Annotated in this window: 27 protein-coding genes; 2 read left to right on the forward strand and 25 right to left on the reverse strand. The window is 39.6% G+C overall.

The window, feature by feature from the left end; translation table 11 throughout:
* Positions 1-418: 418 nt before the first annotated feature.
* The 17 genes from fin to metG form a co-directional block, all read right to left on the reverse strand.
* On the reverse strand, positions 419-649 hold the full coding sequence (gene fin, locus J2S07_RS20245; RefSeq protein ID WP_307152219.1) for an anti-sigma-F factor Fin: 231 nt from the start codon (positions 647-649) through the stop codon (positions 419-421).
* A 93-nt stretch (positions 650-742) separates the two neighbouring features.
* Positions 743-1,306 (reverse strand): aminoacyl-tRNA hydrolase, encoded by a 564-nt coding sequence (gene pth, locus J2S07_RS20250; protein WP_307152220.1) that lies wholly within the window; start codon positions 1,304-1,306, stop codon positions 743-745.
* 98 nt (positions 1,307-1,404) lie between these two features.
* Positions 1,405-2,049 carry a 50S ribosomal protein L25/general stress protein Ctc gene (locus tag J2S07_RS20255; protein ID WP_307152221.1) on the reverse strand — a complete coding sequence of 215 codons (645 nt, stop codon included), beginning with the start codon at positions 2,047-2,049 and terminating at the stop codon, positions 1,405-1,407.
* Positions 2,050-2,213: 164 nt separating this feature from the next.
* The gene (locus tag J2S07_RS20260; RefSeq protein WP_307152222.1) at positions 2,214-3,170 is read right to left on the reverse strand and encodes a ribose-phosphate diphosphokinase; all 957 of its coding nucleotides are present in this window, start codon (positions 3,168-3,170) and stop codon (positions 2,214-2,216) included.
* A gap of 122 nt (positions 3,171-3,292) precedes the next feature.
* Positions 3,293-4,660 (reverse strand): bifunctional UDP-N-acetylglucosamine diphosphorylase/glucosamine-1-phosphate N-acetyltransferase GlmU, encoded by a 1,368-nt coding sequence (gene glmU / locus J2S07_RS20265; RefSeq protein WP_307152223.1) that lies wholly within the window; start codon positions 4,658-4,660, stop codon positions 3,293-3,295.
* Positions 4,661-4,930: 270 nt separating this feature from the next.
* Positions 4,931-5,221 (reverse strand): septation regulator SpoVG, encoded by a 291-nt coding sequence (gene spoVG / locus J2S07_RS20270; protein WP_003347151.1) that lies wholly within the window; start codon positions 5,219-5,221, stop codon positions 4,931-4,933.
* 163 nt (positions 5,222-5,384) lie between these two features.
* Entirely contained in the window at positions 5,385-5,759 is a 375-nt protein-coding gene (gene ridA / locus J2S07_RS20275) for a 2-iminobutanoate/2-iminopropanoate deaminase (protein WP_307152224.1), read from the reverse strand.
* A 43-nt stretch (positions 5,760-5,802) separates the two neighbouring features.
* On the reverse strand, positions 5,803-6,636 hold the full coding sequence (purR, locus tag J2S07_RS20280; protein WP_307152225.1) for a pur operon repressor: 834 nt from the start codon (positions 6,634-6,636) through the stop codon (positions 5,803-5,805).
* Between the two features lie 59 nt (positions 6,637-6,695).
* Positions 6,696-7,565: a 4-(cytidine 5'-diphospho)-2-C-methyl-D-erythritol kinase gene (ispE, locus tag J2S07_RS20285; protein ID WP_307152226.1), complete on the reverse strand. Its 870-nt coding sequence runs from the start codon at positions 7,563-7,565 to the stop codon at positions 6,696-6,698.
* Between the two features lie 234 nt (positions 7,566-7,799).
* Complete coding sequence (locus tag J2S07_RS20290) at positions 7,800-7,976, reverse strand: small, acid-soluble spore protein, alpha/beta type (RefSeq protein WP_307152227.1); 177 nt, start codon at positions 7,974-7,976, stop codon at positions 7,800-7,802.
* Positions 7,977-8,149: 173 nt separating this feature from the next.
* A complete protein-coding gene (gene veg / locus J2S07_RS20295; RefSeq protein ID WP_307152228.1) occupies positions 8,150-8,413 on the reverse strand; it encodes a biofilm formation stimulator Veg in 264 nt (87 codons plus the stop codon).
* Positions 8,414-8,708: 295 nt separating this feature from the next.
* Positions 8,709-9,584, reverse strand: coding sequence for a sporulation peptidase YabG (gene yabG, locus J2S07_RS20300; RefSeq protein ID WP_307152229.1), 876 nt, complete (start codon positions 9,582-9,584; stop codon positions 8,709-8,711).
* A 153-nt stretch (positions 9,585-9,737) separates the two neighbouring features.
* Positions 9,738-10,616, reverse strand: a complete 879-nt coding sequence (gene rsmA, locus J2S07_RS20305) for a 16S rRNA (adenine(1518)-N(6)/adenine(1519)-N(6))-dimethyltransferase RsmA (RefSeq protein ID WP_307152230.1) — start codon at positions 10,614-10,616, stop codon at positions 9,738-9,740.
* The gene (gene rnmV, locus J2S07_RS20310) at positions 10,609-11,172 is read right to left on the reverse strand and encodes a ribonuclease M5 (protein ID WP_307152231.1); all 564 of its coding nucleotides are present in this window, start codon (positions 11,170-11,172) and stop codon (positions 10,609-10,611) included. Before rnmV ends, rsmA begins: the two co-directional genes overlap by 8 nt.
* A gap of 177 nt (positions 11,173-11,349) precedes the next feature.
* The gene (locus J2S07_RS20315; RefSeq protein ID WP_307152232.1) at positions 11,350-12,531 is read right to left on the reverse strand and encodes a resuscitation-promoting factor; all 1,182 of its coding nucleotides are present in this window, start codon (positions 12,529-12,531) and stop codon (positions 11,350-11,352) included.
* 238 nt (positions 12,532-12,769) lie between these two features.
* The gene (locus tag J2S07_RS20320) at positions 12,770-13,537 is read right to left on the reverse strand and encodes a TatD family hydrolase (RefSeq protein ID WP_307152233.1); all 768 of its coding nucleotides are present in this window, start codon (positions 13,535-13,537) and stop codon (positions 12,770-12,772) included.
* A 319-nt stretch (positions 13,538-13,856) separates the two neighbouring features.
* Positions 13,857-15,800, reverse strand: coding sequence for a methionine--tRNA ligase (metG, locus tag J2S07_RS20325; RefSeq protein WP_370872909.1), 1,944 nt, complete (start codon positions 15,798-15,800; stop codon positions 13,857-13,859).
* Positions 15,801-16,285: 485 nt separating this feature from the next.
* Between metG and abrB the strand changes: the two genes are divergently transcribed.
* Positions 16,286-16,573, forward strand: a complete 288-nt coding sequence (abrB, locus tag J2S07_RS20330) for a transition state genes transcriptional regulator AbrB (RefSeq protein WP_510182031.1) — start codon at positions 16,286-16,288, stop codon at positions 16,571-16,573.
* A gap of 69 nt (positions 16,574-16,642) precedes the next feature.
* On the opposite strand, the gene rsmI is transcribed toward abrB, so the two are convergent.
* The 8 genes from rsmI to J2S07_RS20370 all read right to left on the reverse strand — a co-directional run bounded on the left by rsmI (position 16,643) and on the right by J2S07_RS20370 (position 23,089).
* Positions 16,643-17,521 carry a 16S rRNA (cytidine(1402)-2'-O)-methyltransferase gene (gene rsmI, locus J2S07_RS20335; protein WP_307152234.1) on the reverse strand — a complete coding sequence of 293 codons (879 nt, stop codon included), beginning with the start codon at positions 17,519-17,521 and terminating at the stop codon, positions 16,643-16,645.
* 5 nt (positions 17,522-17,526) lie between these two features.
* Positions 17,527-18,270, reverse strand: a complete 744-nt coding sequence (locus J2S07_RS20340) for a tRNA1(Val) (adenine(37)-N6)-methyltransferase (protein WP_307152235.1) — start codon at positions 18,268-18,270, stop codon at positions 17,527-17,529.
* A gap of 54 nt (positions 18,271-18,324) precedes the next feature.
* Positions 18,325-18,693 (reverse strand): DNA replication initiation control protein YabA, encoded by a 369-nt coding sequence (yabA, locus tag J2S07_RS20345; RefSeq protein ID WP_307152236.1) that lies wholly within the window; start codon positions 18,691-18,693, stop codon positions 18,325-18,327.
* A gap of 29 nt (positions 18,694-18,722) precedes the next feature.
* Entirely contained in the window at positions 18,723-19,532 is an 810-nt protein-coding gene (locus J2S07_RS20350; RefSeq protein ID WP_307152237.1) for a PSP1 domain-containing protein, read from the reverse strand.
* Positions 19,525-20,529 (reverse strand): DNA polymerase III subunit delta', encoded by a 1,005-nt coding sequence (gene holB, locus J2S07_RS20355; protein WP_307152238.1) that lies wholly within the window; start codon positions 20,527-20,529, stop codon positions 19,525-19,527. The genes J2S07_RS20350 and holB overlap by 8 nt, the downstream gene beginning before the upstream one ends.
* Before the next feature lie 73 nt (positions 20,530-20,602).
* Entirely contained in the window at positions 20,603-20,932 is a 330-nt protein-coding gene (gene darA, locus J2S07_RS20360) for a cyclic di-AMP receptor DarA (protein ID WP_307152239.1), read from the reverse strand.
* A gap of 94 nt (positions 20,933-21,026) precedes the next feature.
* Positions 21,027-21,656 (reverse strand): dTMP kinase, encoded by a 630-nt coding sequence (gene tmk, locus J2S07_RS20365; protein ID WP_307152240.1) that lies wholly within the window; start codon positions 21,654-21,656, stop codon positions 21,027-21,029.
* A gap of 17 nt (positions 21,657-21,673) precedes the next feature.
* On the reverse strand, positions 21,674-23,089 hold the full coding sequence (locus J2S07_RS20370; RefSeq protein ID WP_307152241.1) for an aminotransferase class I/II-fold pyridoxal phosphate-dependent enzyme: 1,416 nt from the start codon (positions 23,087-23,089) through the stop codon (positions 21,674-21,676).
* 251 nt (positions 23,090-23,340) lie between these two features.
* On the opposite strand from J2S07_RS20370, the gene J2S07_RS20375 reads away from it, so the two are divergent.
* The gene (locus J2S07_RS20375) at positions 23,341-23,544 is read left to right on the forward strand and encodes a sigma factor G inhibitor Gin (protein WP_307152242.1); all 204 of its coding nucleotides are present in this window, start codon (positions 23,341-23,343) and stop codon (positions 23,542-23,544) included.
* The last annotated feature ends 147 nt before the right edge of the window (positions 23,545-23,691 follow it).

Raw genomic sequence — 23,691 nt, forward strand, 5'->3', positions numbered from 1 at the left:
GGGTTTCTTTAGTATTGCCTTTTTTAGATGCTGGTGGGTTTAAAATTTCCAATTCCTTAGATTTTTGGGCTTGACATATTACCGCAGGACTTTTTACAAGTGTGTAATCTATTAATAGTTTAAGGCTCTTTTCTCAAACATTGTTGCTTTTAGACAAAATGATTAAGCTAAACTAGTGATTTTGCTCGTATATTTATTAATGAAGCGGAGAAAAGAGCTCTTACTAAATGCGTATCACATGCTACGTATAAAGAGGAATGGCTGGCATTAGAGCCATTCCAAACAACAATCCGTACGAAAACAGCCTAGTTTAACAATGGCTCTTTCTCAAACATTACGAATAGAAAAATGCCTTGGAGATAAAGTCCAAAGCTTGTATGAAAAGGGCTCTTGCCTCCAATCAGTGTAGAGACAGCCCTTAATGAATAAGGTAATCATATTGATAATAATCCGGGTTCCGCTTTAACGATTCATGGCAGTCCTCACAAATCGCTTTGATATGGATATCACCTGAGGAGTCATAGGATACCATCTCCATTCGCTCCTCATCAGTAAGCTCACTTAGACCCAGCCTTTCTGAATCCATTGCTATATTATCAATGGTACCCATCGGGTGTCCACAATGTCGACAATAGTATTTTAGAGCCATAATTAGCCTCCCCTTCAAACAGTTCATTATCTTTATTAATAACCGTTTAAAAGAGACTTTATTCACCTAATTACTTCAAGTCGACCTTTGTGATTATTTTTGGTTATATTCATTCATCACTTGCAAAAACGGCCGTTCAAACGTAGCTTCACAGGCCTCTCCGCATTTTGCAATGACCTGATTCATGATCTCCTGCTCTTCCTTTGTGAACCGAGACAATACATAATCTGTAATAGGCTGACCATTGGAAGGCCTACTAACACCTACTCTTATTCTATTAAATTCCTGGCTGCCCACATGGGCAATGATAGACTTCATGCCATTATGTCCACCGGCACTGCCCTTTTGTCTTAGACGTATCCTTCCAACTGGAAGATCTAAATCATCGTATATCACAATCAAATCTTCCAGATCAATATCATAATAGTCCATGAGAGGTCGAACAGATTCTCCTGATAAATTCATATATGTTAACGGCTTGAGCAAAAATACCTTCTCTCCCCTTACATGACCTACACCATACAATCCCTTATGCTTGGATTGATCAAGGGGGATATGGAGCTGATTAGATAAATAATCAATCACTTCAAAACCTATATTATGCCTTGTTTTTTCATATTGCCTTCCTGGATTGCCTAGGCCTACGATTAATTTCATTTTCTCACCCTCCTTATTAAAGGCTGCTAGTGCTGGTCCTAAACGGCTACCAAAACGTTAAGGGGCTGACTTTTATCTGTCAGTCCCTTAAGCCTTGCTTATTCAGACTTTTCTTCACTAGCCTCAGTTTCCCTGCCCTCTTCGTTCTTCGGAATTCCTTCCTCTTGCTCCTCACCTGTATCTATTTCTACCTCAACCTTTGGTGGAAGTATCGATACAATGGTCTGTTCGGCTTCATGGTTAATCTGAAACTCTTTTCCGGCGCTTAGTTCACCGACCGTAATGGTTTCCCCCACCTGTAAATGTGAAACATCGACATCAATAGCTGAAGGAATATTGGCAGGTGTCGCAGTAATGGATACCTCATGCAGGGCTAACTGCATCACTCCGCCATCCTTCACGCCAGCTGCTTCTCCAACTAGATTAACCCGCACATCTGCAGTGATTTCCTTGGACATATCTACAGCTAATAAATCAGCATGTAAAATTTCATTCTTAACTGGATCAGCTTGGTACTCCGTTAATATAACATTGACCTGCTTACCGTTTAAGTCTAACGGAAAAACACCATTTCGACCAACCTCACGTATTTTTTTCAAAAAATCCGCCCCATTTACATAAACGGAGGTGCTACTCACTTTGTTGCCATATACGACAGCTGGGATATTCCCTTCTTTGCGAATCTTCGTGAGTGTAGAGTTGCGAAACTCAGTTCTCTCTGTAGCCTGTAATGCAGTACTCATGTTATTTACCCCTTCCTAATTTTAAGAGCGTTCTATATAGAAAATGCCCAAAATAAGTAAGGAATAAACATAATACTTAGAGAAGTGCTCTTCTCCTGAGATTGCCCACACACTGATCGGGGAAAGGCTTGCCTTTTTAAAGCAAGCCTTGTCATTATTTATGATTAATCAAAAAGTGTACTAACAGATTGGTGCTCATGTACCCGGATAATGGCTTCGCCTATTAGCGCAGCAACAGATAATTGTTTAATTTTCCCAGACAACTTCTCTTCAGAAAGTGCAATTGAGTTTGTGACAACAAGCTCTTTAATTTTTGAGTTTTCGATACGTTCAATCGCAGGACCGGAAAGAACTGGGTGTGTACAGCACGCATAAACCTCTAAGGCACCATTTTCGACTAGTGCGTTGGCGGCTAAGGTAATTGTACCAGCGGTATCAATGATATCATCAATTAAAATGGCCACTTTGCCTTCAATATTTCCGACGATATTCATGACCTCTGCCACATTTGGCTTTGGTCTGCGCTTATCAATAATTGCAATTGGAGCTTTCAGACGTTCAGACATTTTTCGAGCACGTGTCACCCCACCATGGTCAGGTGATACAATCACGATATCTCCATTCAAATCTTTATGCTGAAAATAATCTGCTAAAATCGGTACCCCCATTAAATGATCTGTAGGAATATCAAAGAATCCTTGAATTTGTGGAGCATGTAAATCAAGGGTAATGACCCTTGTGGCACCAGCAGTTTCAAGTAAATTAGCCACTAGCTTAGCTGTAATTGGCTCACGAGCTCTTGCTTTACGGTCCTGTCTTGCATAACCGTAATATGGCATAACAATATTAATGGTCTTAGCAGATGCACGCTTTAGAGCATCAATCATAATCAGTAACTCCATTAAATGTTCATTCACTGGAGAACTCGTCGATTGGATGACGAAAACATCACAGCCGCGAATGCTTTCTTCAATATTGATTTGAACCTCTCCATCACTAAATCTTTGAACGGAACATTTTCCAAGCTCAACACCAATTACCCTTGCAATTTCTTCTGCTAGCTGTCGGTTTGAATTTAAGGTAAACACCTTTAAATTCGGATCTAAATACTGATTTGACATGGTGAACCTCCAATTGCTTTTCTTATTTTTTGGCTCTGTTATACGCCAATGCCGATCCTTATGCATATGGGTTATTCACTCCATACAAATAAGGTTTGATCGACACTGAACATGAACACAACCTATTTTTTCAATTTGTCTGCGTACTGCTCTTTATTAACTTGTCTGGCTCGGGCAATCGCTAGAGCATTTCCAGGAACATCCTGTGTAACCGTTGAACCTGCTGCCACGTATGCACCGTTTCCAATCGTGACTGGTGCCACTAGATTGGAGTTGCAACCAATAAAGACATCGTCCTCAATCTTCGTCAAATATTTCTTTTTCCCGTCATAGTTTACGGTGATGGAGCCACAGCCGATGTTAACATCACTGCCCACTTCAGCATCTCCTATGTAGCTTAGATGGGATGCCTTGCTGCCTTTCCCAAATACGGATTTCTTTATCTCAACAAAATTTCCGATCTTTACTTCATCGTGAATTTGTGATTGTGGTCGAATGTGAGCAAATGGTCCAATATTGACATGAGAGCCAATCTCGCTGTCATAAGCAACAGATTGACGAATGACCGTACCTTCTCCAATTAGACAATTGCTAATTTCACTGTTGGGTCCAATTGTGCAATCTGAAGAAATTCTTGTATTTCCTGATAGAATCGTTCCAGGTTGAATAATGGTATCCTGTCCAATCTCCACATCAGAACCGATATACGTATGATCGGGATCAATGATCGATACGCCGTTTCGCATATGAAACTCATTAATTCTCTTCCTTAATATAGTCTCTGCTTTTGCGAGAGCTACTCGATCATTAACGCCAAGAGTTTCTTCAAAATCATCCGTTTGATAAGCAGTAACTGTCTCACCAGCATTTTTTAGAATTTCAATCACGTCTGGGAGATAGTATTCTCCTTGTACATTCTCATTTGAAACATTATTTAACGCCTCAAATAGTGCTCTATTATCAAAGCAATATGTACCTGTATTAATTTCTCTAACGGTTCTTTCCTCTTCTGTCGCATCCTTATGTTCAACAATTTTCTCAACTAACCCATTTTTATTGCGAATAATACGTCCATAGCCAGTCGGATCATCTGCATAAGCGGTTAAAACCGTCGCTTTCGCCTTTGCTTCTTCATGGTGCTTAACTAATGATTCCATCGTTTCAGCCTTGATTAACGGAGTATCTCCACAAACAACAAGCGTAATACCCTCTTTATCTTCAAGGATGGAACGAGCCTGTATCACAGCATGAGCGGTACCTAGCTGTTCTTCCTGTAAGGCATAGCTGCAGGCTTCTCCCAATTGAGATTGAACAAGCTCTGCCCCGTGGCCAATAATGGTCACAATTCTGTCCATTTGAAGTTTGGAAACTTGATCCACTACATGTTGAACCATAGGTTTGCCGCAAACGGGATGCAAGACCTTATAGAGCTTTGACTTCATCCTTGTCCCTTGACCAGCGGCTAGTATGACCGCATAACGTTTAGACATTGACAGTCCTCCATTACCTTTGTGAAAAGGCCTAAAATTACTATAAATCGATTAAAATCGTCAATTAGTTAAATGAATCCATTAAAAATATATCCTAAATACATGACTATTTCAAGGAAAGTTCAATAAGTACAAATATTTGTAAAAAGGAGGTTTAACAATTAGCAAGCGGGGGTATGGAAAGGTGGATAGGTTAGTGATGGTTCCACTTGAGGAAAACTTCGGATGAAAAAAGGCCTTACTTATGAAGTAGGCCCTTGTTGCAATATCCTAAGAAGCTCCGGCTTCTTCAAATTCAACTTCTAATTCACCTAAACGGTGGTACTCAGCCAAAACAGCCTCTTGGATTTTTCCGCGCGTCCCTGAATTGATTGGATGAGCGATATCACGAAATTCCCCATCTGGTGTGCGCTTACTTGGCATAGCAACAAACAATCCGTTGTTCCCATCGATGACGCGAATGTCATGAACAACAAACTCATTATCAAGCGTAATTGAGGCAATCGCTCTCATACGGCCATCTGTATTGACACGGCGTAATCTGACATCAGTTACTTCCATTGTGTTCACCACCTTTACGAATAGTTAAAAATCTAAGTTAACTAATTCAACATAATTTCCATTTTTCCTTCTTTTTAGGAAATATTTTTTAAAAATCACGTGAAAGATATAAACCGCTTTCAAAAAATTTCACACAACTACAGACATATATCAATTAACTAAACTATTTCACAAGAGCAATAACTTCTATTTCTACCAATGCATCCTTAGGTAGCCTCGCTACTTCCACACAAGAACGAGCAGGCTTATGTTGGGAAAAATATTCGCCATAAACTTCGTTTACCGCAGCAAAATCATCCATACTTTTTATAAAGACGGTAGCCTTTACAACCGTCTCAAAGGAGGCTCCTGCCTCTTGTAAGACAGCTTGCAGATTCTTAAATACTTGATGGGTTTGCTCCTTAACATCCCCCTGAACCATTTCTCCAGCTGGTGTTAACGGGATCTGCCCCGAGCTAAAAAAAAGATTATTTACAATAATTCCTTGTGAATATGGACCTATGGCTGCTGGCGCTTGATTCGTCTGAACTGTTTTCATATTAACATCCCCTCTCGAATTTTGTTTTCATGGATTCCTAGCCTCATTGCAAAGAACTCATTTTTTCGAAATAATTTCCCACGCTAACGGAGATTTTCTTTTCTTTTACATCCACATCTGATAGCTTGATGAGAGATAAATAGTCATCTACAAGTCTCTCTTCTGTTTTTTCTGCTTCTACTAACACAGCTATACCCGCAACCGTTGCATTAAATTCTTCGAGTAAGCTGATCATTCCATTAATCGTCCCGCCCGCTTTCATAAAATCATCCACGATCAGAACACTGGAGCCTTCCTCTAAGCTTCTCTTTGATAATAGCATCGTCTGAATCCTTTTGGATGAGCCCGATACATAATTGATACTAACCGTTGAACCCTCAGTTACCTTACTGTCTCTTCTAACAATCACGACTGGAACATTCAGCTGACTTGCAACGGCATAAGCAAGAGGAATCCCTTTCGTTGCTACCGTCATGACCACATCAATTTTTGTATCTATGTACGCTGAAGCGAGTAAGCGACCTGCCTTTTGAACAATGGAGGGATTTCCCAACAAATCCATCATATATAAGTACCCGCCAGGCAGGAGTCGATCGGGCTGTGCGATCGTTGCGCAAAGTTCTTCGATATAGGGTCTTGCTTCCGATTCAGAAACCTTTACGTAGAACTTTACCCCTCCCGCTGCACCAGGAATGGTTTGAAGCGTCCCAATCCCTCTTTGTTCGAAAGCTTCCTTAATGATTCCAAGGTCTTCACTGATCGAGGATTTTGCCGATCCATATCTTTCAGAGAAAAAGGATAAAGAAACTAATTCTCTTGGATGTTCTAACAAATAATTCGTCATATCGACCAATCTATCACTCCGACGAAATTTCAATAGCATACAACCTCCCTTATCCGAATATTTTAACGTTAATATATCATTATTATCCGGATTTAATCAAGGGTATGTCTGTCACCCAACATTCTTACAGCAAAAACCTGATCACAAAACCCTCTTAACCCATTGTATAGACGATGCATTCTTGAATCATGCTGTACTAGTGCAAACACTGTTGGACCACTTCCACTCATAAGAACGGCATCTGCCCCGAATCGATACATTTGCTCCTTAATTTGGGCTACCTCAGGATACATCTTTAACGTAACTCCCTCGAGAACATTCCCGACCTGCTGACACACTCCGTCAAAGTCATTTCTTCGAATGGCTTCGATCATGGAATTTGTGTCCGGATGAGAAATATGCTCCACATTTAAGCGCCTGTAGACATCGGCGGTTGAAACCCCGATTAACGGTTTTGCAAGAACAACCCAGCAGTTAGGGGGAGCGGGCAATGGCATAATTATTTCCCCTCTCCCTTTTGCTAGCGCCGTTCCACCATAGACGCAAAATGACACATCAGAGCCGATTTCTGCTCCAAGCACAGCAAGCTCATCCAAGTTTAATCCAAGCTTCCATAGCCTGTTAAGACCTCTTAAGGTCGCAGCTGCATCACTGCTTCCACCCGCAAGGCCGGCCGCAACAGGGATTGTTTTTTCAATGTTGATTTGAACGCCATGCTGAACTTGAAACCTGTCTTTAAGAAGTATGGCTGCTTGATAAGCCAAGTTACGTTGATCATCTGGAACAAAGCGATTCTGTGATGTCACACGAATCACATTCTCGTCCAGCCAAGTTAACTCAATCCGATCAGCAAGATCAATGGTTGTCATGATCATTTCAACCTCATGATAGCCATCTGGACGTTTATGTAAAACATCTAATGTCAAATTTATTTTCGCTGGTGCTTTCATTAAGACCTTCAAGATTTCCACCTACTCAAGCATTCTTCTGATAGTAAATACAGAAAAACCCGTCCATTCATTTTATTGTCCTATTTTACCACAAAACAACTGATGTAAGACGTGCTCTTCTTGACTTTTTATAAACAGAAGCATATACACCCTGAACAGCACGTATAATACCAAAGCAAAAGCCGGAGCGATAGCCCCGACTTTAACGTAGTGAATCTGCTTAAATTGACTGGTAAGTCTTAAGAGTTATCGCTTGTTTCTTAATTGTTGTTCAGCTATTTCGATGGCGCGCTTTACCATATTACCGGCGTCTCTCGCCCGGATACCGCCCCAACCCTCTTTTTGAACGACATCATAAAAGCCTAACTCCTTAGCAAGCTCCTCTTTTAAGCCCTCTGACATTACTCCTCGTCTTCTGCCCAAAACGAACAGCTCCTTTCTTCACCACGTATCCTTAGTATGAAGTATGAAGCAGTGAATCATAAGAGCCTAATTTATCCTATCCATCCAAATTGGAACCTTTGATTATCGATGTCTCTAAAAAAAATAAAAAGCAGCAAACCTCTGTTCACTGCTCGTAAATAAATATAGACTTCCTAGCTTAACGCTACTTGTCCTGTTGTATCTTCATAGAAGGTAATCTGAACCGTTTCTGTTAGTACATCTGCATAGCTGTAAGATACACGTTCGAATGCATTTTCATCCTGATCTAGTTCAATCACAAACACAGAAGGATAAGTTTCCGCTAAAATACCAGAGCGTTCAATCGTTTTCCTACGACCACCATTTGCCCTTAATAATAATCTTTTTCCCAAATTTGAATCAAGGGCCTTCTTAATATCAATTAACGTTTTTGTCATTCGGTCCACCTCACTATGTTAAGTATATCACACTGACATAATTTAGTCAAACAAAAATATAAATTATAACAGTGTTTAAATTTAGTTGTCAATATATTTTATTCCACATTTTTTTCTAATTTTCTACATTAATATAATTTCCTATTTTGACAAGAATATGTATGGCGCCCCAAAATACTTTAGAGGCGGCTTTAGGATGATGAAATTACAAGAATAAAATCCGGAGGGAAAGCATAACATTCCCACCAGATTACAAATGACGATAAAAAGCGAGGGAGGAATTTTGTCGAAAAGTTTATTCCTTTTCCACATTAAATGGCATTCCTGTTCTGAGGATCCCTTTTGTTTCAATCCCGCCGAGTCCTTTTTCCCCTGTTAATGTGTTTCTTAAAACATCCCAGACATTAATCCTCTCCATAAAGGGTGTAAAGCTAATCTTTGCCACAATATAAACGGGATCCAAGGCGTGAATATTAATACGGGAAGGGGAACTGGCAAAATTAGCCCCCGCATGAATTAATGACTCAAAATGAGACTGACATGCACCCGCAAAGATGACCAGCTGATCCAAATTAGGAATCATTCTCCTCGCCTCTCTCACGGTTTGTACAAAATACTTCGAATGCCGATATGCATTAATATCCCCAATCTCACCCTTGGATTTCGAGTAGGCATCATGGCCGGTAATAACTAAAATATCAGGACGATAATACTCGATCTGCTGATGTATTTTGTTCGGCATTTCTTTTTCACTGCAATGAATCCCTGTAACCGGAATCCCAATTTTCTCATATAGGTCCAAGCATTTTCTTAAATAAGATGGGTCACCATCTATATGAAGAACGCGACCTGGAAGCTGAAAGTAGTTGATCTTCTTTTTATAGCCATCTGTTGAATCATATTCTTGCTTCTCTCTTAACAAATTCATTTCTTGTTGAAATAAACGATAGGATTGCTCCTCGAGAGACCGAAATTCCCGTGACCTTTCATTCCTCGTCGATTGGTCTATAACGATTAGATCCTTATAGGGAGCATCTGCGATTAACCGAAAATCTTCCCCATACAGTATGGCTATTTTATTTCCATTCTCTGTTCTTATATCGATTACTCGGAATAGAATATCACATTTATAGGATATTCTTCCGACAACATCCATGAGGTTTATCGTCACTAAAGGTCACTCCAATTAGCCCAATAGGGCCTACTAAATTCATGCTCCTCAAAAAAGAAGCTAAGTCAGAATGAAAAATCAAGATCGTTTCTTTTTCAAAATATGCATGAATCCTAGTACATGTGCCTTAGAAAGAAGCATAAAAAAACAGCCTTACTGAAAGGCTGAATGAAGGGCTGCACTTAATTGGGCATATTCCTCGATAGAAAGGGTTTCTCCTCTTCTCGTCGGATCAATATTCACATCATGTAATGCTTGAAGAATTTGCTCCTTTTTCTCTTTTCCTCCAGGCAGTTGACTTGTAAGGTTATTAAGAATAGTTTTCCTTCTTTGTGCAAAGCTTGCTTTTGTGATGTGAAAGAAGAAATCCTCGTCCTCAACAGCCACCTTTGGAGTTTCCCTCACCGTTAATCTTATGACAGCCGAATCAACATTTGGTTGCGGGACAAAAACTGTTTTTGGAACGATCATGACCGTCTCCGCTACCGTGTAGTACTGTACAGCAATTGAAAGCGAGCCGTAATCCTTCGTTCCTGGGTTTGCTGAAATTCTTTCTGCTACTTCCTTTTGGAGCATTACAACAATACCTCTTATCGGCAGCTTTTCTTCCAGAAGCTTCATAATGATGGGTGTGGTCACATAATAAGGAAGGTTAGCAACTACCATGATATCCTCTATTCCCTCAAGTTCCTTGGCAATAATGGCCCCCACATCTGCTTTTAAGACATCCTGATGAATAACTTCCACATTTGAATAGGGGGAAAGGGTATCTTCCAATATCGGCAATAGCCTTTGATCGATTTCAAACGCGACAACCTTTTTACTTCGGCGGGCTAATTGTTCAGTTAGAGCTCCAATACCAGGGCCAATCTCGATCACCCCTGTATTTTCTGTCAGGTTGGCGTGGTCGACAATTCGATTTAAAATATTTGTGTCAATAAGGAAGTTTTGACCTAAGCTTTTTTTAAAGTAAAATCCATATTTCTCTAAAATAGCCCTCGTTCTCACAGGTGTTGCAATATCTTTATTCATGCTTCTCCTCCTGTTGTATTGCCCTTACAGCTTCTGCAAAAGCCTCTTTTGTAATTTGGAACATCATCAGTCTTTTATGTAGCTGTTTCCCATTCGTATACCCGATGCGCAATATTCGCCCCAATTTCTCTCGCCGTTCCTTTGAACTGGGCCCTCCCATTAAACCAGCAAACATGAGATCCTCTTTGGATATTTCTTCGACCGTTTCCTCGGTCATAAGCTGAGCTTCTCTTAAGGCTTGTTGAATTATCTCTGGTTGCGCATGCTCCACTCCTACACCCCTTCCATGCTTATGAAGGGCCGCTTCCTTTGGAATAAAAGCATGCTTACAGGATGGAACATGCTCTGTAATGGTTTGTCTGATCTTTTGCCCCGGATAATCGGGATCTGTAAAAATAATGACTCCCCTCGTTTGCTGAGCCAGTTTTATTTTTTCCAGCGTTTCTTTATTGATAGCCGAACCGTTCGTTTCAATCGTATCGGCATTAACAGCCCTCTTTATCGCCGTGGTATCATCCTTGCCTTCCACCACAATAATCTCCTTAATTTTTTTCATACTTCCTCCCGGACCTATAGGTACTTACCACCTTAAAAATATTTTCGTAAAAAATGATAAAAAACTGAAACAATTTTGTAATGTTGTACGTCTATATAAGTGTAATAGAAAATACAAGAAAATCAAAAAAAGCAGAGAGAAATTCTCTGCCCATTAAAATATAACATATTCGCTAGTTTATTCTAAAATCTTAATCAATACTTTTTTTCTTCCCCATCGGTAAGCATCCGATTTAGAGGCAAAGAAAACATCAATTTTATTTCCTTTTATTGCTGATCCAGTATCAGCAGCTATGGCATAGCCATACCCTTCAACAAAAACCTTAGTTCCTAGCGGAATAACACTCGGGTCGACAGCAATTATTTTTGCATTCGGGTTTGCTTTTAGGTTAAATCCTGTAGCCGTTCTTCCAGAACAGCCGTTGCAATTGGCGGTATAAGCTGTTGAGCTTACATAGAATTCCTTAACCGCATTCACGCTTCCACGGGAAACGGTTTGCGTGGTGGTCTTTGTACCAACTGCCACAACCTTATCACGTTTTTCTTTCATAGTAGATTCTCTTAGAAGTTTTCGTGATACTTCCTCACCATTTTCTAAGATCACTTCGTATTCCTTTTTCACGAGACCTTCTTGACCACTGGATATGGTTTTTTCTGTTCCTTTAGCAAGCGTATGATCTTTCTTTGTCACAACAGCAAATTTAATTGGTTCTTCCACTACATCGGTGACTTTTTCAACTCGAATGACGTTAACTTTAGTCTTTTCATTTACTTGTTCTTCAAGACTTGGCTCAACACGGTCTAATTCATTTAGTGTGATTCCTTGTTGTAATAAAAAGTCAGCGACCGTAGTCGAAGTGGACCATACCTGTTTTTCTGCTCCACCGTCTAAGACGGTAACAGAAAATGCTCTATCGATCTGTACGATTAAATTGTGCTTAACTTTTGTATCTACTGTAGGTTGAACCTTATCATGCTCGCTTAAGGAAATATTTTGTTCTTTTAAGAACGCTTCCACGGTTTTAGCTGTCGTCCAGATTTGCTTCTTTTCGTTTCCTTGAACCATTTGAACCTGTTTTGCTGGTTTCCATACAATCTTTTGGTTGTTCTTAACCTTCGTGTTCTCTGATGGAGACACATAGTCTTCTGAGTGAAGTGATATATCTAATTCTGCAAATATTTCTTTGACGGTGGTTGCATGTGTTTTAATCGTCTCTTCTTGACCATCAAGTGTTATAGCTACTGTTTTTTTCGTAGTTTCGTAGAATAGAAAGCCTACTGCTGCAGAAAATACTACGAAACTAGCGATGATGATCATCCATTTCTTTTTACTCAAAGACTGGGAAAACAGGTTTTTCATGTTTTCGATTACGATGAAAAACGCCTCCTTCTCTCTCGAGTGATTATATAGAACTTAACCTGCGGATGTCAACCCTTCACTTTCCCCGAACATATTCCCTATTATGCAAAATAGTCTGAGAAAAAGTAAAGAGAGACTTCTCGACATGGTTATCCTATGAAGAAAAGGAGACATGTAGAACTTTTTGGAATTAGAATTTAATTGGACAAGCATCTATGTAATTCGACATCATTCTTTATCACTTTATGCCGAATAATTTCTTCGCATTTAAGGTTGTTTGTTTCGCTACCTCTTCGTATGAAATCCCTTTTAGTAACGCAATTTGTTCCGCTACAAGCTTCACATAGCCTGGTTCATTTCGCTTCCCCCGATAAGGGTGGGGAGCTAGATAAGGGCAATCTGTTTCTATTAATAGCTTCTCAAGGGGAACCGCTTCTGCCACTTCCTTCGGCTTTTTCGCATTCTTGAAGGTAACAGGGCCCCCTAATGAAATGAGGAAGTTCATTTCAAGGCATTCACGGGCAATTTCCACGCTTCCGCTGAAGCAATGCATGATCCCCCCAACCGCTTCTGCCCCTTCTTCTCTCAAAATCTCAACAATATCAGCAGTTGCTTCACGATTATGGATAACGATGGGCAGCTTCACTTTTTTAGCAAGCTGTATTTGCTTGCGAAATACTTCTTTTTGGATATCCTTTGGCGACTTATCCCAATAATAGTCGAGCCCCATTTCACCAATTGCAACGACTTTTGGATGGGATGATAATTCCTCGATCCAAGCTAAGTCCTCATCCGTCATATCAATCGCATCAACGGGATGCCAGCCTATACTTGCATACATAAAATCATATGTATCAACGAGCTCCATCGCTTTCGTAATGGTCGGACGGTCAAAGCCAACTACAACAATATTTTCTACTCCCTCGCTTTGTGCTCTACCAATGACTTCTTCTAAATCTTCCTCAAATTGCTCTGCGTTTAAATGGGCATGTGTGTCGAATAACATCTAAAAGCTCCTTACATTTCAAATATTATTTTTTTATGTCATTCTTATCAATTTGGTTATATTTTATTTAAAAATACAATTGTTATATTCATATAGCGGTGATTTTTTTCGAAAGCTATTGTTATCTAAGTTATATTCTTAGCCTTACTCGTGTGTCTATACTTGTTTAATTCGGTATGAAAACAATTGTGAACGTATGCATATAAGGTAATATGCAGCTCAACAACAAAGCAGCACAGAACTATTTTTATAAAAGAAAAACATAGAAATGTTTCACGTGTAACATTATACAGGAAACATTTCTATGTATTCATTTTGTCTATTTCACTCTTGCACCTAATGGGAGCTGTTCAGCAATCGTTGCCAATGAAAGCTCTCCATCCTTTGAACCTGCTAGAATCATTCCCTGAGATAGCTCACCACGCAGCTTCACTGGCTTTAGATTGGTTACGCAAACGACCTTACGGCCAATCAGATCTTCAGGCTTGTAGTATTGAGCAATTCCTGAAACGACCTGGCGCTTCTCGTAACCCAAATCTAATTGAAGCTTTAACAGCTTATCGGCCTTCTTCACAGGTTCGGCATCCATCACTTGTGCCACCCGTAAATCAACCTTCATGAAATCATCAATCGTGATTTCCTCAACTTCCGGAACCTCTTCCTTTTTCTCTTCTACTGGGGCAGCAGGTCCTTGCATCTTCTCTTTAATAAAAGCTACTTCTTCCTCTATATCTAAACGTGGGAAAAGTGGGTTGCCTTTCGCAACCTTAACTCCTTCTCCAATCGGACCAAATGTCTCCAAGCTTTCCCATGAAGTGAAGGCTGGCTCATTCACGTTCAATTGGTTAAAGATTTCACCTGGCGTACGGGTTAGGAATGGCTGAAGCAAGATAGCTGTTCTTCGCAAGGACTCTACTAAATGAGCCATGACAGAAGCTAATTCCTCCTGCTTCTCTTCTTTCGCTAGCACCCATGGCTGTGTTTCATCAATGTATTTATTCGTTCTGCTTACAAGCTGCCAAAGTGAGGTGAGGGCAACAGAGAATTCCATATTTTCCATTGCTTCTTCATATTTCTGAACAGTTTCTTTATTAACCTCTAGCAGTTGCTTATCATATTCACTATGGGATCCTTTATAGGAAGGAATCACTCCATCAAAATAGCGATCAATCATTGCAACCGTACGGTTCAAAAGATTTCCTAAATCATTGGCTAAATCAAAATTGATTCTTTCAATAAATCCTTCTGGTGTAAACACGCCATCTGAACCAAATGGAACTTCTCTTAATAAATAGTATCTAAGAGCATCTAAGCCATAACGATCAATTAGAGTGACAGGATCGACCACATTTCCCTTTGACTTGGACATTTTTCCGTCCTTCATGAGTAACCAGCCATGGGCAAATACCTTTTTAGGCAGTGGCAAATCTAACGCCATCAGCATAATTGGCCAATAAATCGTGTGGAAACGGACAATTTCCTTCCCGACAAGATGGAAATCCGCTGGCCAATATTTTTGGTATTTGGAATCGTCTTCCGTACCATAGCCTAAGGCTGTAATATAGTTGGAAAGGGCATCAATCCATACGTAGATGACATGCTTCGGGTTGCCCGGCACCTTAATTCCCCAATCAAAGGTTGTTCTTGATACGGCCAAGTCCTCTAGCCCTGGTTTAATGAAATTGTTGATCATTTCATTCTTTCGAGATTCCGGCTGGATAAAGCCTGGGTTTTGTTCATAGTATTCGAGAAGTCGATCTGCATACTTACTTACCTTAAAGAAATAGGATTCTTCCTTCACCTTTTCCACTGGTCTGCCACAGTCTGGACAGTTTCCTTCATTAAGTTGTCTTTCTGTAAAGAAGGATTCACAAGGTGTGCAGTACCATCCTTCATATTCATCTAAATAGATATCCCCTTGCTCCAATAATTGAGCAAAAATCTTCTCCACTACTTCCTTATGACGATCCTGTGTGGTTCGAATGAAATCATCGTAAGAAATATCAAGCTTTTTCCAAAGCTCCTGAATCCCAGCTACAATTTCATCCACATATTCTTGTGGGGTAACGCCTTTTTCGTTTGCCTTTTGCTGTATTTTCTGACCATGCTCATCTGTCCCAGTTAAATACATGACATCAAATCCGCGCAAGCGCTTATACCGTGCCATTGCGTCTCCTGCAACAGTTGTATAGGCATGCCCTATATGTAGATTGCCGCTAGGATAATAAATGGGTGTTGTAAGATAAAAAGTTTTTTTCTCCATAACCTGTCCCTCCTTATAGGGATAAAAATATACCTCAAGATCTATTTATATATCATTGTAGGTTTCGCAAGCAATATACTCGTCATCATTTCCTATTCTATCATCAAAATATACCTAAGAATAAGGAAATGTGCAAACTGATTATGTATTATTCATTTGTATGGAAATGAAATAATCCCACAGTCTAAAATTTTGTCGAATTTCGTCGAATAATCTCTACTCAACAGATTTTGACCTAGAGAATTTAGAAATAGATTGAGAATCCTTTCATTTTTTGCCCACATATAATATTATATATGACTTATGAAACGTTAAAAAATCAATGTTTTTTTAAGCACCCATATTTTTTCAAGAAAAAGGATATAAAATTATTGACGTTTATGGGAATAACTGTTATTATTAGGACAAGAAAGAAAAATGTCGAATAATGACGAATAGAGAGAGAAGACATTAATTTTTTTGGGAGATTGAGAGGAGATATTTATATGAAATCTACAGGTATTGTACGTAAGGTTGATGAACTAGGCCGTGTGGTTATTCCTATTGAATTAAGACGTACTTTAGGAATTGCAGAAAAGGATGCTTTGGAAATTTATGTGGATGACGAACGTATCATTCTTAAGAAATATAAGCCAAACATGACTTGCCAGGTGACTGGAGAAGTATCTGATGAGAACGTTGCCTTCGCAGACGGCAAATTAATCTTAAGCCGTGATGGTGCTGAAAAGCTATTGAAGGAAATTCAAGATGCTTTCCAAACAATTAAAGCATAATTAATCTTTATATTTCAAGGGCTTCTCTTTCTGAGAAGCCCTATTTTATTGCAGAGCACTTCTGCTTTTCTACTGGGCATCCACATGGTACGCCTGATATACGTCCCTTTTATTCATATTTCGATCCTTAGCGGTCTGCTTAATAGCCTCTTTTGATGAAAAGTTTTTTTCTGAAATATAATATTCAATATGCTCTAGTAAGGAGAGGGTTTCCCACCACGCATCTACCTCTTCTATCTGCTCCTTGCTTCCTTCAACGATGATACAAAATTCTCCACGGATTTCTTCCCTTTCCGCCCACTGTAGTGCTTCGCTTACGGTTCCCCTAATAAATTCTTCATACCTCTTGGTTAACTCTCTACAGAGAGAAATTCCCCGATCCCCAAAAACATTAAGTAATTGCTGGAGTGTCTCCTTTAGTCGATGGGGAGATTCATAAAGAATGAGTGTTGAATTGATTTTGGAAAGGCTCTCTAACTCTTTAACTTTTTCTTTTTTCTGTCTTGGCAAGAATCCGTAAAAATAAAAGGGCTGAGTCGACAAGCCTGATGCGATCAAAGCAGTGAGAGCGGCGTTAGCCCCTGGAAGAGGGACCACTGTTAACTGTTCTCGAACAGCCGCTACAACCAGCTCATATCCCGGGTCGGAAATGGTGGGCATGCCAGCATCACTGACTAGCGCAATCTTCGCCCCTTCCTTCAGTTTTTCAATCAGCTTTCCACCACTTGTTTCCTTATTATGCTCATGATGGCTCACAATCGGTGTAGAAATCTCAAAATGATTGCATAATTTCTTCGTATTTCGAGTATCCTCAGCTGCAATCAAATCCGCTTCCTTTAGTAATCTCACCGCACGAAAGCTCATATCCTCAAGGTTTCCTATTGGCGTGGGTATTAAATAAAGAATCCCTTTCTGTTCTTCATTTTCAAAACTTTTTTGCTGCCACATTTCCTTCACTTCTTCCCATAAAGAATTTCCTGCATTTCAGGTGTGTACTCATTATTTTCTTCATAAACATATAATGGGGAGAGAATTTTTAGATCAGCTTTTCCATCTTTAATTGCTTCTATTAATAGAATATTCGCTTCCTTGCCTTTCTTTGGATAGACGAGCTGAATTCTTTTTGGCTCCAATCGATAATTGCGCATCAATGTGACAATATCTAAGAGTCTCCCAGGACGATGGACAAAAGCAACCTTGCCTCCCTGTTTAACGAGATGACTGGAAATGCGGATCGTATCCTCGAGTGTACAGTATATTTCATGACGTGCAATGGCTAAATGTTCATTTTCATTCATTTCTTCCTTTGAAGGGGTTGGAAAATAAGGGGGATTACATGTCACAACATCATATTTTTCCTTTCCCAATCGGGCAGGCATCTCCTTAATATCCCCGTGTATCATCTGAACCCTAGACCCAAGCTTATTATATTCAAAGCTTCGAATCGCCATATCATATAACCGTTCCTGAATTTCCACACCGGTGATTTGTCCCTTTGATCTTGTACTCAAAAAGAGGGGGATAACCCCATTGCCACTACATAAATCAATTAAGTGCCCTTTTTGTATGGGTACATAGACAAATCTTGCGAGTAGGACAGCATCTAGCGAAAAGGCAAATACAGACGGACTCTGAATAATTCTTAAATCCTCTGCTAACAAGTAATCAAGCCGCTCGTCACCCTTTAATTGCACCATGTTTTGTTCCTCCAAATCTTAAAAAAATAGTCTTCCTTTATAGGAAGACTGGAATTATTTTTTATTGAGAAACGACAAGCAGAAAAGACAATCGCCTTCTTTACGCGGACTTCCAAAATGAAGATTACAAATATGAAAGCCCTCTTGGTAAAGGCGAGCCAAATTATCGTATCCTTCTCCAATATCTATTATTTTCTCAACTGGATGCCCTGATGACTTCTCATTTCTCTTATTTTGGTTTGTTTGCTCTATACCAGAGGTTTGCTCAAGTCGACGTCTAAGATGGCTATTTTCCAGCATTAATGAGTTGTTCTCTTCCAGTATTTCCGCCAAATGCTGCTTCAACTCACCAAGCTGCTGATACAGCTGCCCAATCTGAACTTCCATATTGCTCACTGAATCAAAGATTTCCTTTTTATTCACGCCTTCCACCTCAATTGTCTGGGGCCCTTCTATATCGCGCCTTCCTTCAATATTTCATCTAGAGTATATTCGAGAACACGTCCTTGTTCAATAAGTTCTACTTGAAGAATACGTTCCAAAATATTTAATCCTACTACTTTGCCTGTGCCAGCTGGGGTTCCGATCATTTCCCCTATATCTGGCAGTTGTTCCTTTGCGGATTCATATTCATCATTTTCGTATTTTAAACAGCACATGAGGCGACCGCATAATCCAGAGATCTTTGTTGGATTGAGAGATAAATTCTGATCCTTGGCCATTTTAATAGAAACAGGTTCAAAGTCACCTAAAAAACTGGAACAGCAAAGCATACGACCACATGGCCCTATTCCACCAAGCATTTTCGCTTCATCACGAACACCAATCTGTCTCAATTCAATCCTCGTTCTAAATATGGCTGCTAAATCCTTCACTAGCTCTCGAAAATCTACCCGACCATCCGCTGTAAAATAAAAGATGACTTTATTGCGATCAAAGGTATATTCCACATCAACTAGTTTCATATCTAGCTGATGTAGATTGACCTTCTCACAGCAAACCTCATAAGCTTCCTTCGCAGATTGCTTATTTTCCTCAACGATCAGCTTATCCTTTTGATCTGCAATTCTTAGAACCTTTTTAAGAGGGAGCACTACATCATGCTCTTCTACTTTCTTAGGACCAATGACAATCCTTCCGTATTCAACCCCTCTTACTGTCTCAACAATGACAAAATCGTCCTTTTGAATTGAAAGATCCCCAGGATCAAAATAATATATTTTCCCCGCTTTCTTAAAGCGGACTCCTACTACATCATACAAATGAAGACCCCTCCTGCAATTCCAACACAAGCTGCTCCATTAGCAGCTGTGGATTCATATTCGCATGCAGCTTTCTCTTAGCATCTAAGACGGCCGACATTTGATTGGCCAAACGAATCACTGACGTTTGCAACGCTAATTGTTCCAGACGCTGGCTTTCTTCTAAATGAACTACTCGATGTCCCTTTCCAAGCTGAATATATAATAAATCCTTAAGAATAAGAAGTAATAAGTCTAAGCCTTGATCAACCTGGTTCTTTTCTTTGAAGTGGAAGAACCAATCCCCTTGAAGTGATACCAAAGCCTCAAGTGAACCTTTCCTCATGGCTTCATACAATTTTAACACTATTTTTTGGGCTTGTGCAAACCATTCATCATGACTTAAATTCAGACCTTCGTCTAAATTATTGGTTAACTGGGCAATTACTGGAGCCTTCTTTTCATTTACTCCATTTTCTACTAATTTTTGAATGAGAATATCAGAAGATAGTGGTTTGAACGTAACAATTTGGCAACGGGAAAGAATCGTTGGCAATATTTGTTGCACCTGTTCTGTTAGTAAAATAGCTGTAGTTTCCGATGAGGGTTCTTCCAGAAATTTCAATAGACTATTAGCGGCATTAGCAGTCATCCGATCGGCATGGACAATGATATATACCTTCCGTTTTGATTCGACGCCCTTCTTTGAAAATTCCTCCTGCAGGTCTTGAATTTGCTGTTTCTTAATCGATAAGCCATCAGGTTCTATCATATGCAGATCAGGATGATTCCCGTTATCAATCCTTTTGCAGTTATGGCAAGAATTACAGGGGATATAGCTTCCTAGCGGCTGTGTACAAAATAGGCTCTTTGCTAGAAGCAGGCTAACCTCTTTCTTTCCAGTCCCCCGCATTCCTTCAAATAAATAAGCGTGGGCTAACCGATCCTTCATTATACTATTTTTTAACATCTTCAAAACGGTTGGTTGTACTTTTTCATACTCTTCCCACGTATTCATAGCGAACCTTCTTTTTTACTGGATTTTTAAAAAGGCTCTTTTCTCAAACATGGTTGTTTCAGTAAAACAGCCTTTAAAAATTATGGAACTGCTCAATTGGTAACACAAATACAGTCGCTCCACCCACTTCTACCTCTACTGGATATGGAACAAAGGAGTCTGCATTTCCACCCATTGGTGAAACTGGAGTAACGAGCTGATCTCTCGCCTGGCAATTATCCTTAATAATTTGCAATGCCTTGTCAACACGAATGTCATCCGTTCCGATTAAAAAAGTGGTATTTCCGGATTTTAAAAAACCACCTGTGCTAGCTAACTTTGTAGCACGAAAATTATGTTCAACAAGTGCAGCAGATAAGCGATTACTATCCTGATCCTGTACAACCGCGATAATGAGCTTCATTCTATCAACTCCTTAAATCTCATTTCTATTATGTATATTATAGCAGGTATTTTAATATATGACTGTTTTCTCTATGGTTGTCATTTTTGGCCCACTATTCAATACATTTACGTATCTTTTGATAGGCTTCCTCTAAGACGACTTCAATAGGGTTTTCTGCATTGATCATGGAAATTCGTTCAGGGAATTTCTTCAAAAGAAGATGATATCCTTCACGAACAGTTTGATGAAAATAGATATCTTCTAAATCTAACCGATTTACTTCTCTTTCATCATTTTTTCGAATTCTATTCAGCCCAATCTCAGGCTCAATATCGAAGTATAAGGTTAGTTGTGGCATCATGCCTTCAATGGCGAAGCTGTTGATACTATAAACCTCTTCGATTCCTAGCTTTCTTGCATATCCTTGATAAGCGAGCGAGCTATCAATAAATCGATCACACAAAACAAGATAGCCTTCCTCTAAGGCTGGTTTTACTTTTTCTATGAGATGCTGGCGACGTGCCGCTGCGTAGAGGAGTGCCTCTGTCCTCGGATCCATCGTGGTATTATTTGTATCTAATATAACCCTTCGTATTTGTTCGGCTATTTCAATACCTCCTGGTTCCCTTGTCTGTAAAACCTTTTTTCCTTCTGAATGAAGCTTTTCAACCAACATATTCAGAACGGTTGTTTTACCGGCTCCTTCAGGTCCTTCTATTGTAATAAATATTCCTCTAGTCATTATGTTTTTCCTCCATCTTATAAGAAAACCTTAACTTTCCCCTTCGTTAATATCTCTCCCCCTTGGAATCTTGCTCCTGAGTTTAGCAACAGGGTAATATCCTCCAAATCCTCTTTTGTTATTTTTTCTCTTCGAAGCAATAATGGAACCCCTGGAGGATAGGGAATAATGGTTTCTGCAGAGATATAGTTTTCCGCTTCCTGCAGCGGAATTTCTTTTACAAGGCTATCCTTCTTTTCTTGTATAGTAGATATTTTTTTCTTTCTAAAATAAGAATAATCGCTGCCTCTTATCTCTGGAATGATATCAATCATAGCTGCCTTGATACGCATTGCAATTTCATCAAAGGGAAAGGATATTCCTTTTTTTAACAAGGGTAATACAAGAAGGACATGGTTCGGATCTGCCATTTCTGTATATATCCCTTGCTCTTCAAATAATCGCTGCAATTCATAGCCTGTATAGCGACATTGTGTTTGAAGGGTCAGCTTCAGTGGATCCCCGAGTCCATTTGGATAATCAAGCACCTTTATTTGTTTAATACCCGATAATTCCTCTTTAAAGTGAGCAATCAGCTCTTTTAAATACTGGGCATCTTCCGTTGTGTATGAAGCAATATATTTTCTTGCTACATCCAGTGAGACCATAATGGGATAGGAAGGACTGCTAGATTGAAGAATTCTTAAAAAATGGTTTATTTTCTCCCCAGAAACATAAGCACTATTGACGTGAAGATATGAACCCATCGTCATTGCAGGGAGAGTCTTATGTGCGGAGTGCACTACTACATCTGCACCTAGCTCAAGGGCCGAAGGAGGGAAAAATTCCCCACCAATGAAATGAGCACCATGTGCCTCATCAATAAGCACAGGAATCCCTTGATCATGGGCAAACTCAATAATTTCCTTTAACTCATATGTGTTTCCATAATAATTAGGGTAGGTTAATATGATCGCTTTGCAATCAGGATATAGTGAGTAGGCCTCCCTAACCGTCGCTAGCGATACCCCGCCGGCAATCCCCCACTCCTCGACCAGCTCGGGCCCCAAAAGAATCGGCTTTGCTCTGGTCAGCTCGATTCCATTCAAGATCGATTTATGGGAGTTTCTTTGTATAAAAACCGTGTCACCCTCCTCAAGCGTTGCCATCATCATAGCCAAATTCCCCACGGTAGAACCATTCACAAGAAAAAAGCTCTGCTTCGATCGATAAGCGTCCGATAAAAGCTTTTCTGCTTCCAAAATAGCTCCCTCTGGATAATGTAAATCATCCAAATTAGACAGCTCGGTAACATCCATTGAGAGCATCTGGTAAAACAAATCCTCCTTTCTTAATAGCTCACCATTTTTATGTCCAGGAACATGTAGAGAAATATGCCTTTTTTCAGCATGATCCTTAACTGCTTGATATAGGGGTGTTCGTAATTGATCCATGTTATCACCATTTTATTTATTCTACCTGTCTATTTTATCAAATTAGGCAGCAAAAAAGGAGTTACGATTGAAGTTAGGACGGAGCTGGATAATTTTAAAAAATCTCTGCTTAGACATACAACGAAAATCTCCAAGAAACATAAACTTAACTAACAACAAGGAACGTGGAGAAATATAAGAGTGAAGATTCTAAATATTGTTATATAAATGGAATCCATTGGGCAAAATAGTGTTGTGGAGGTGGAGTCATATTGGATTCAGTACTAGTAAAGAAACCATATGGGGAAACATGTGTTATTTGTGAGCAGTCTAAGGAAAAGGGCATACATTTATACACTTCATTTATTTGTACGGAATGTGAAAAGAGCATTATTTCAACTGATACAAGTGACCCTCAATATAAATTTTATTTAAAGAAAATGAGAAAAATAAACAAGCCCGAAATCTATTCATAGTAAGCCTGTATGGGCTTTTTTTATTTTCCTTCACTTGTCTTTTTTCAAAGCAAAAAAGAGTACCCTCTACTGGATACTCTTCGCTCGCCCGGCAACGTCCTACTCTCACAAGGGCTCGTCCCCTAACTACCATCGGCGCTGAGAAGC

The sequence above is a fragment of the Anoxybacillus andreesenii genome (assembly GCF_030813005.1).
Classification (GTDB): domain Bacteria; phylum Bacillota; class Bacilli; order Bacillales; family Cytobacillaceae; genus Robertmurraya; species Robertmurraya andreesenii.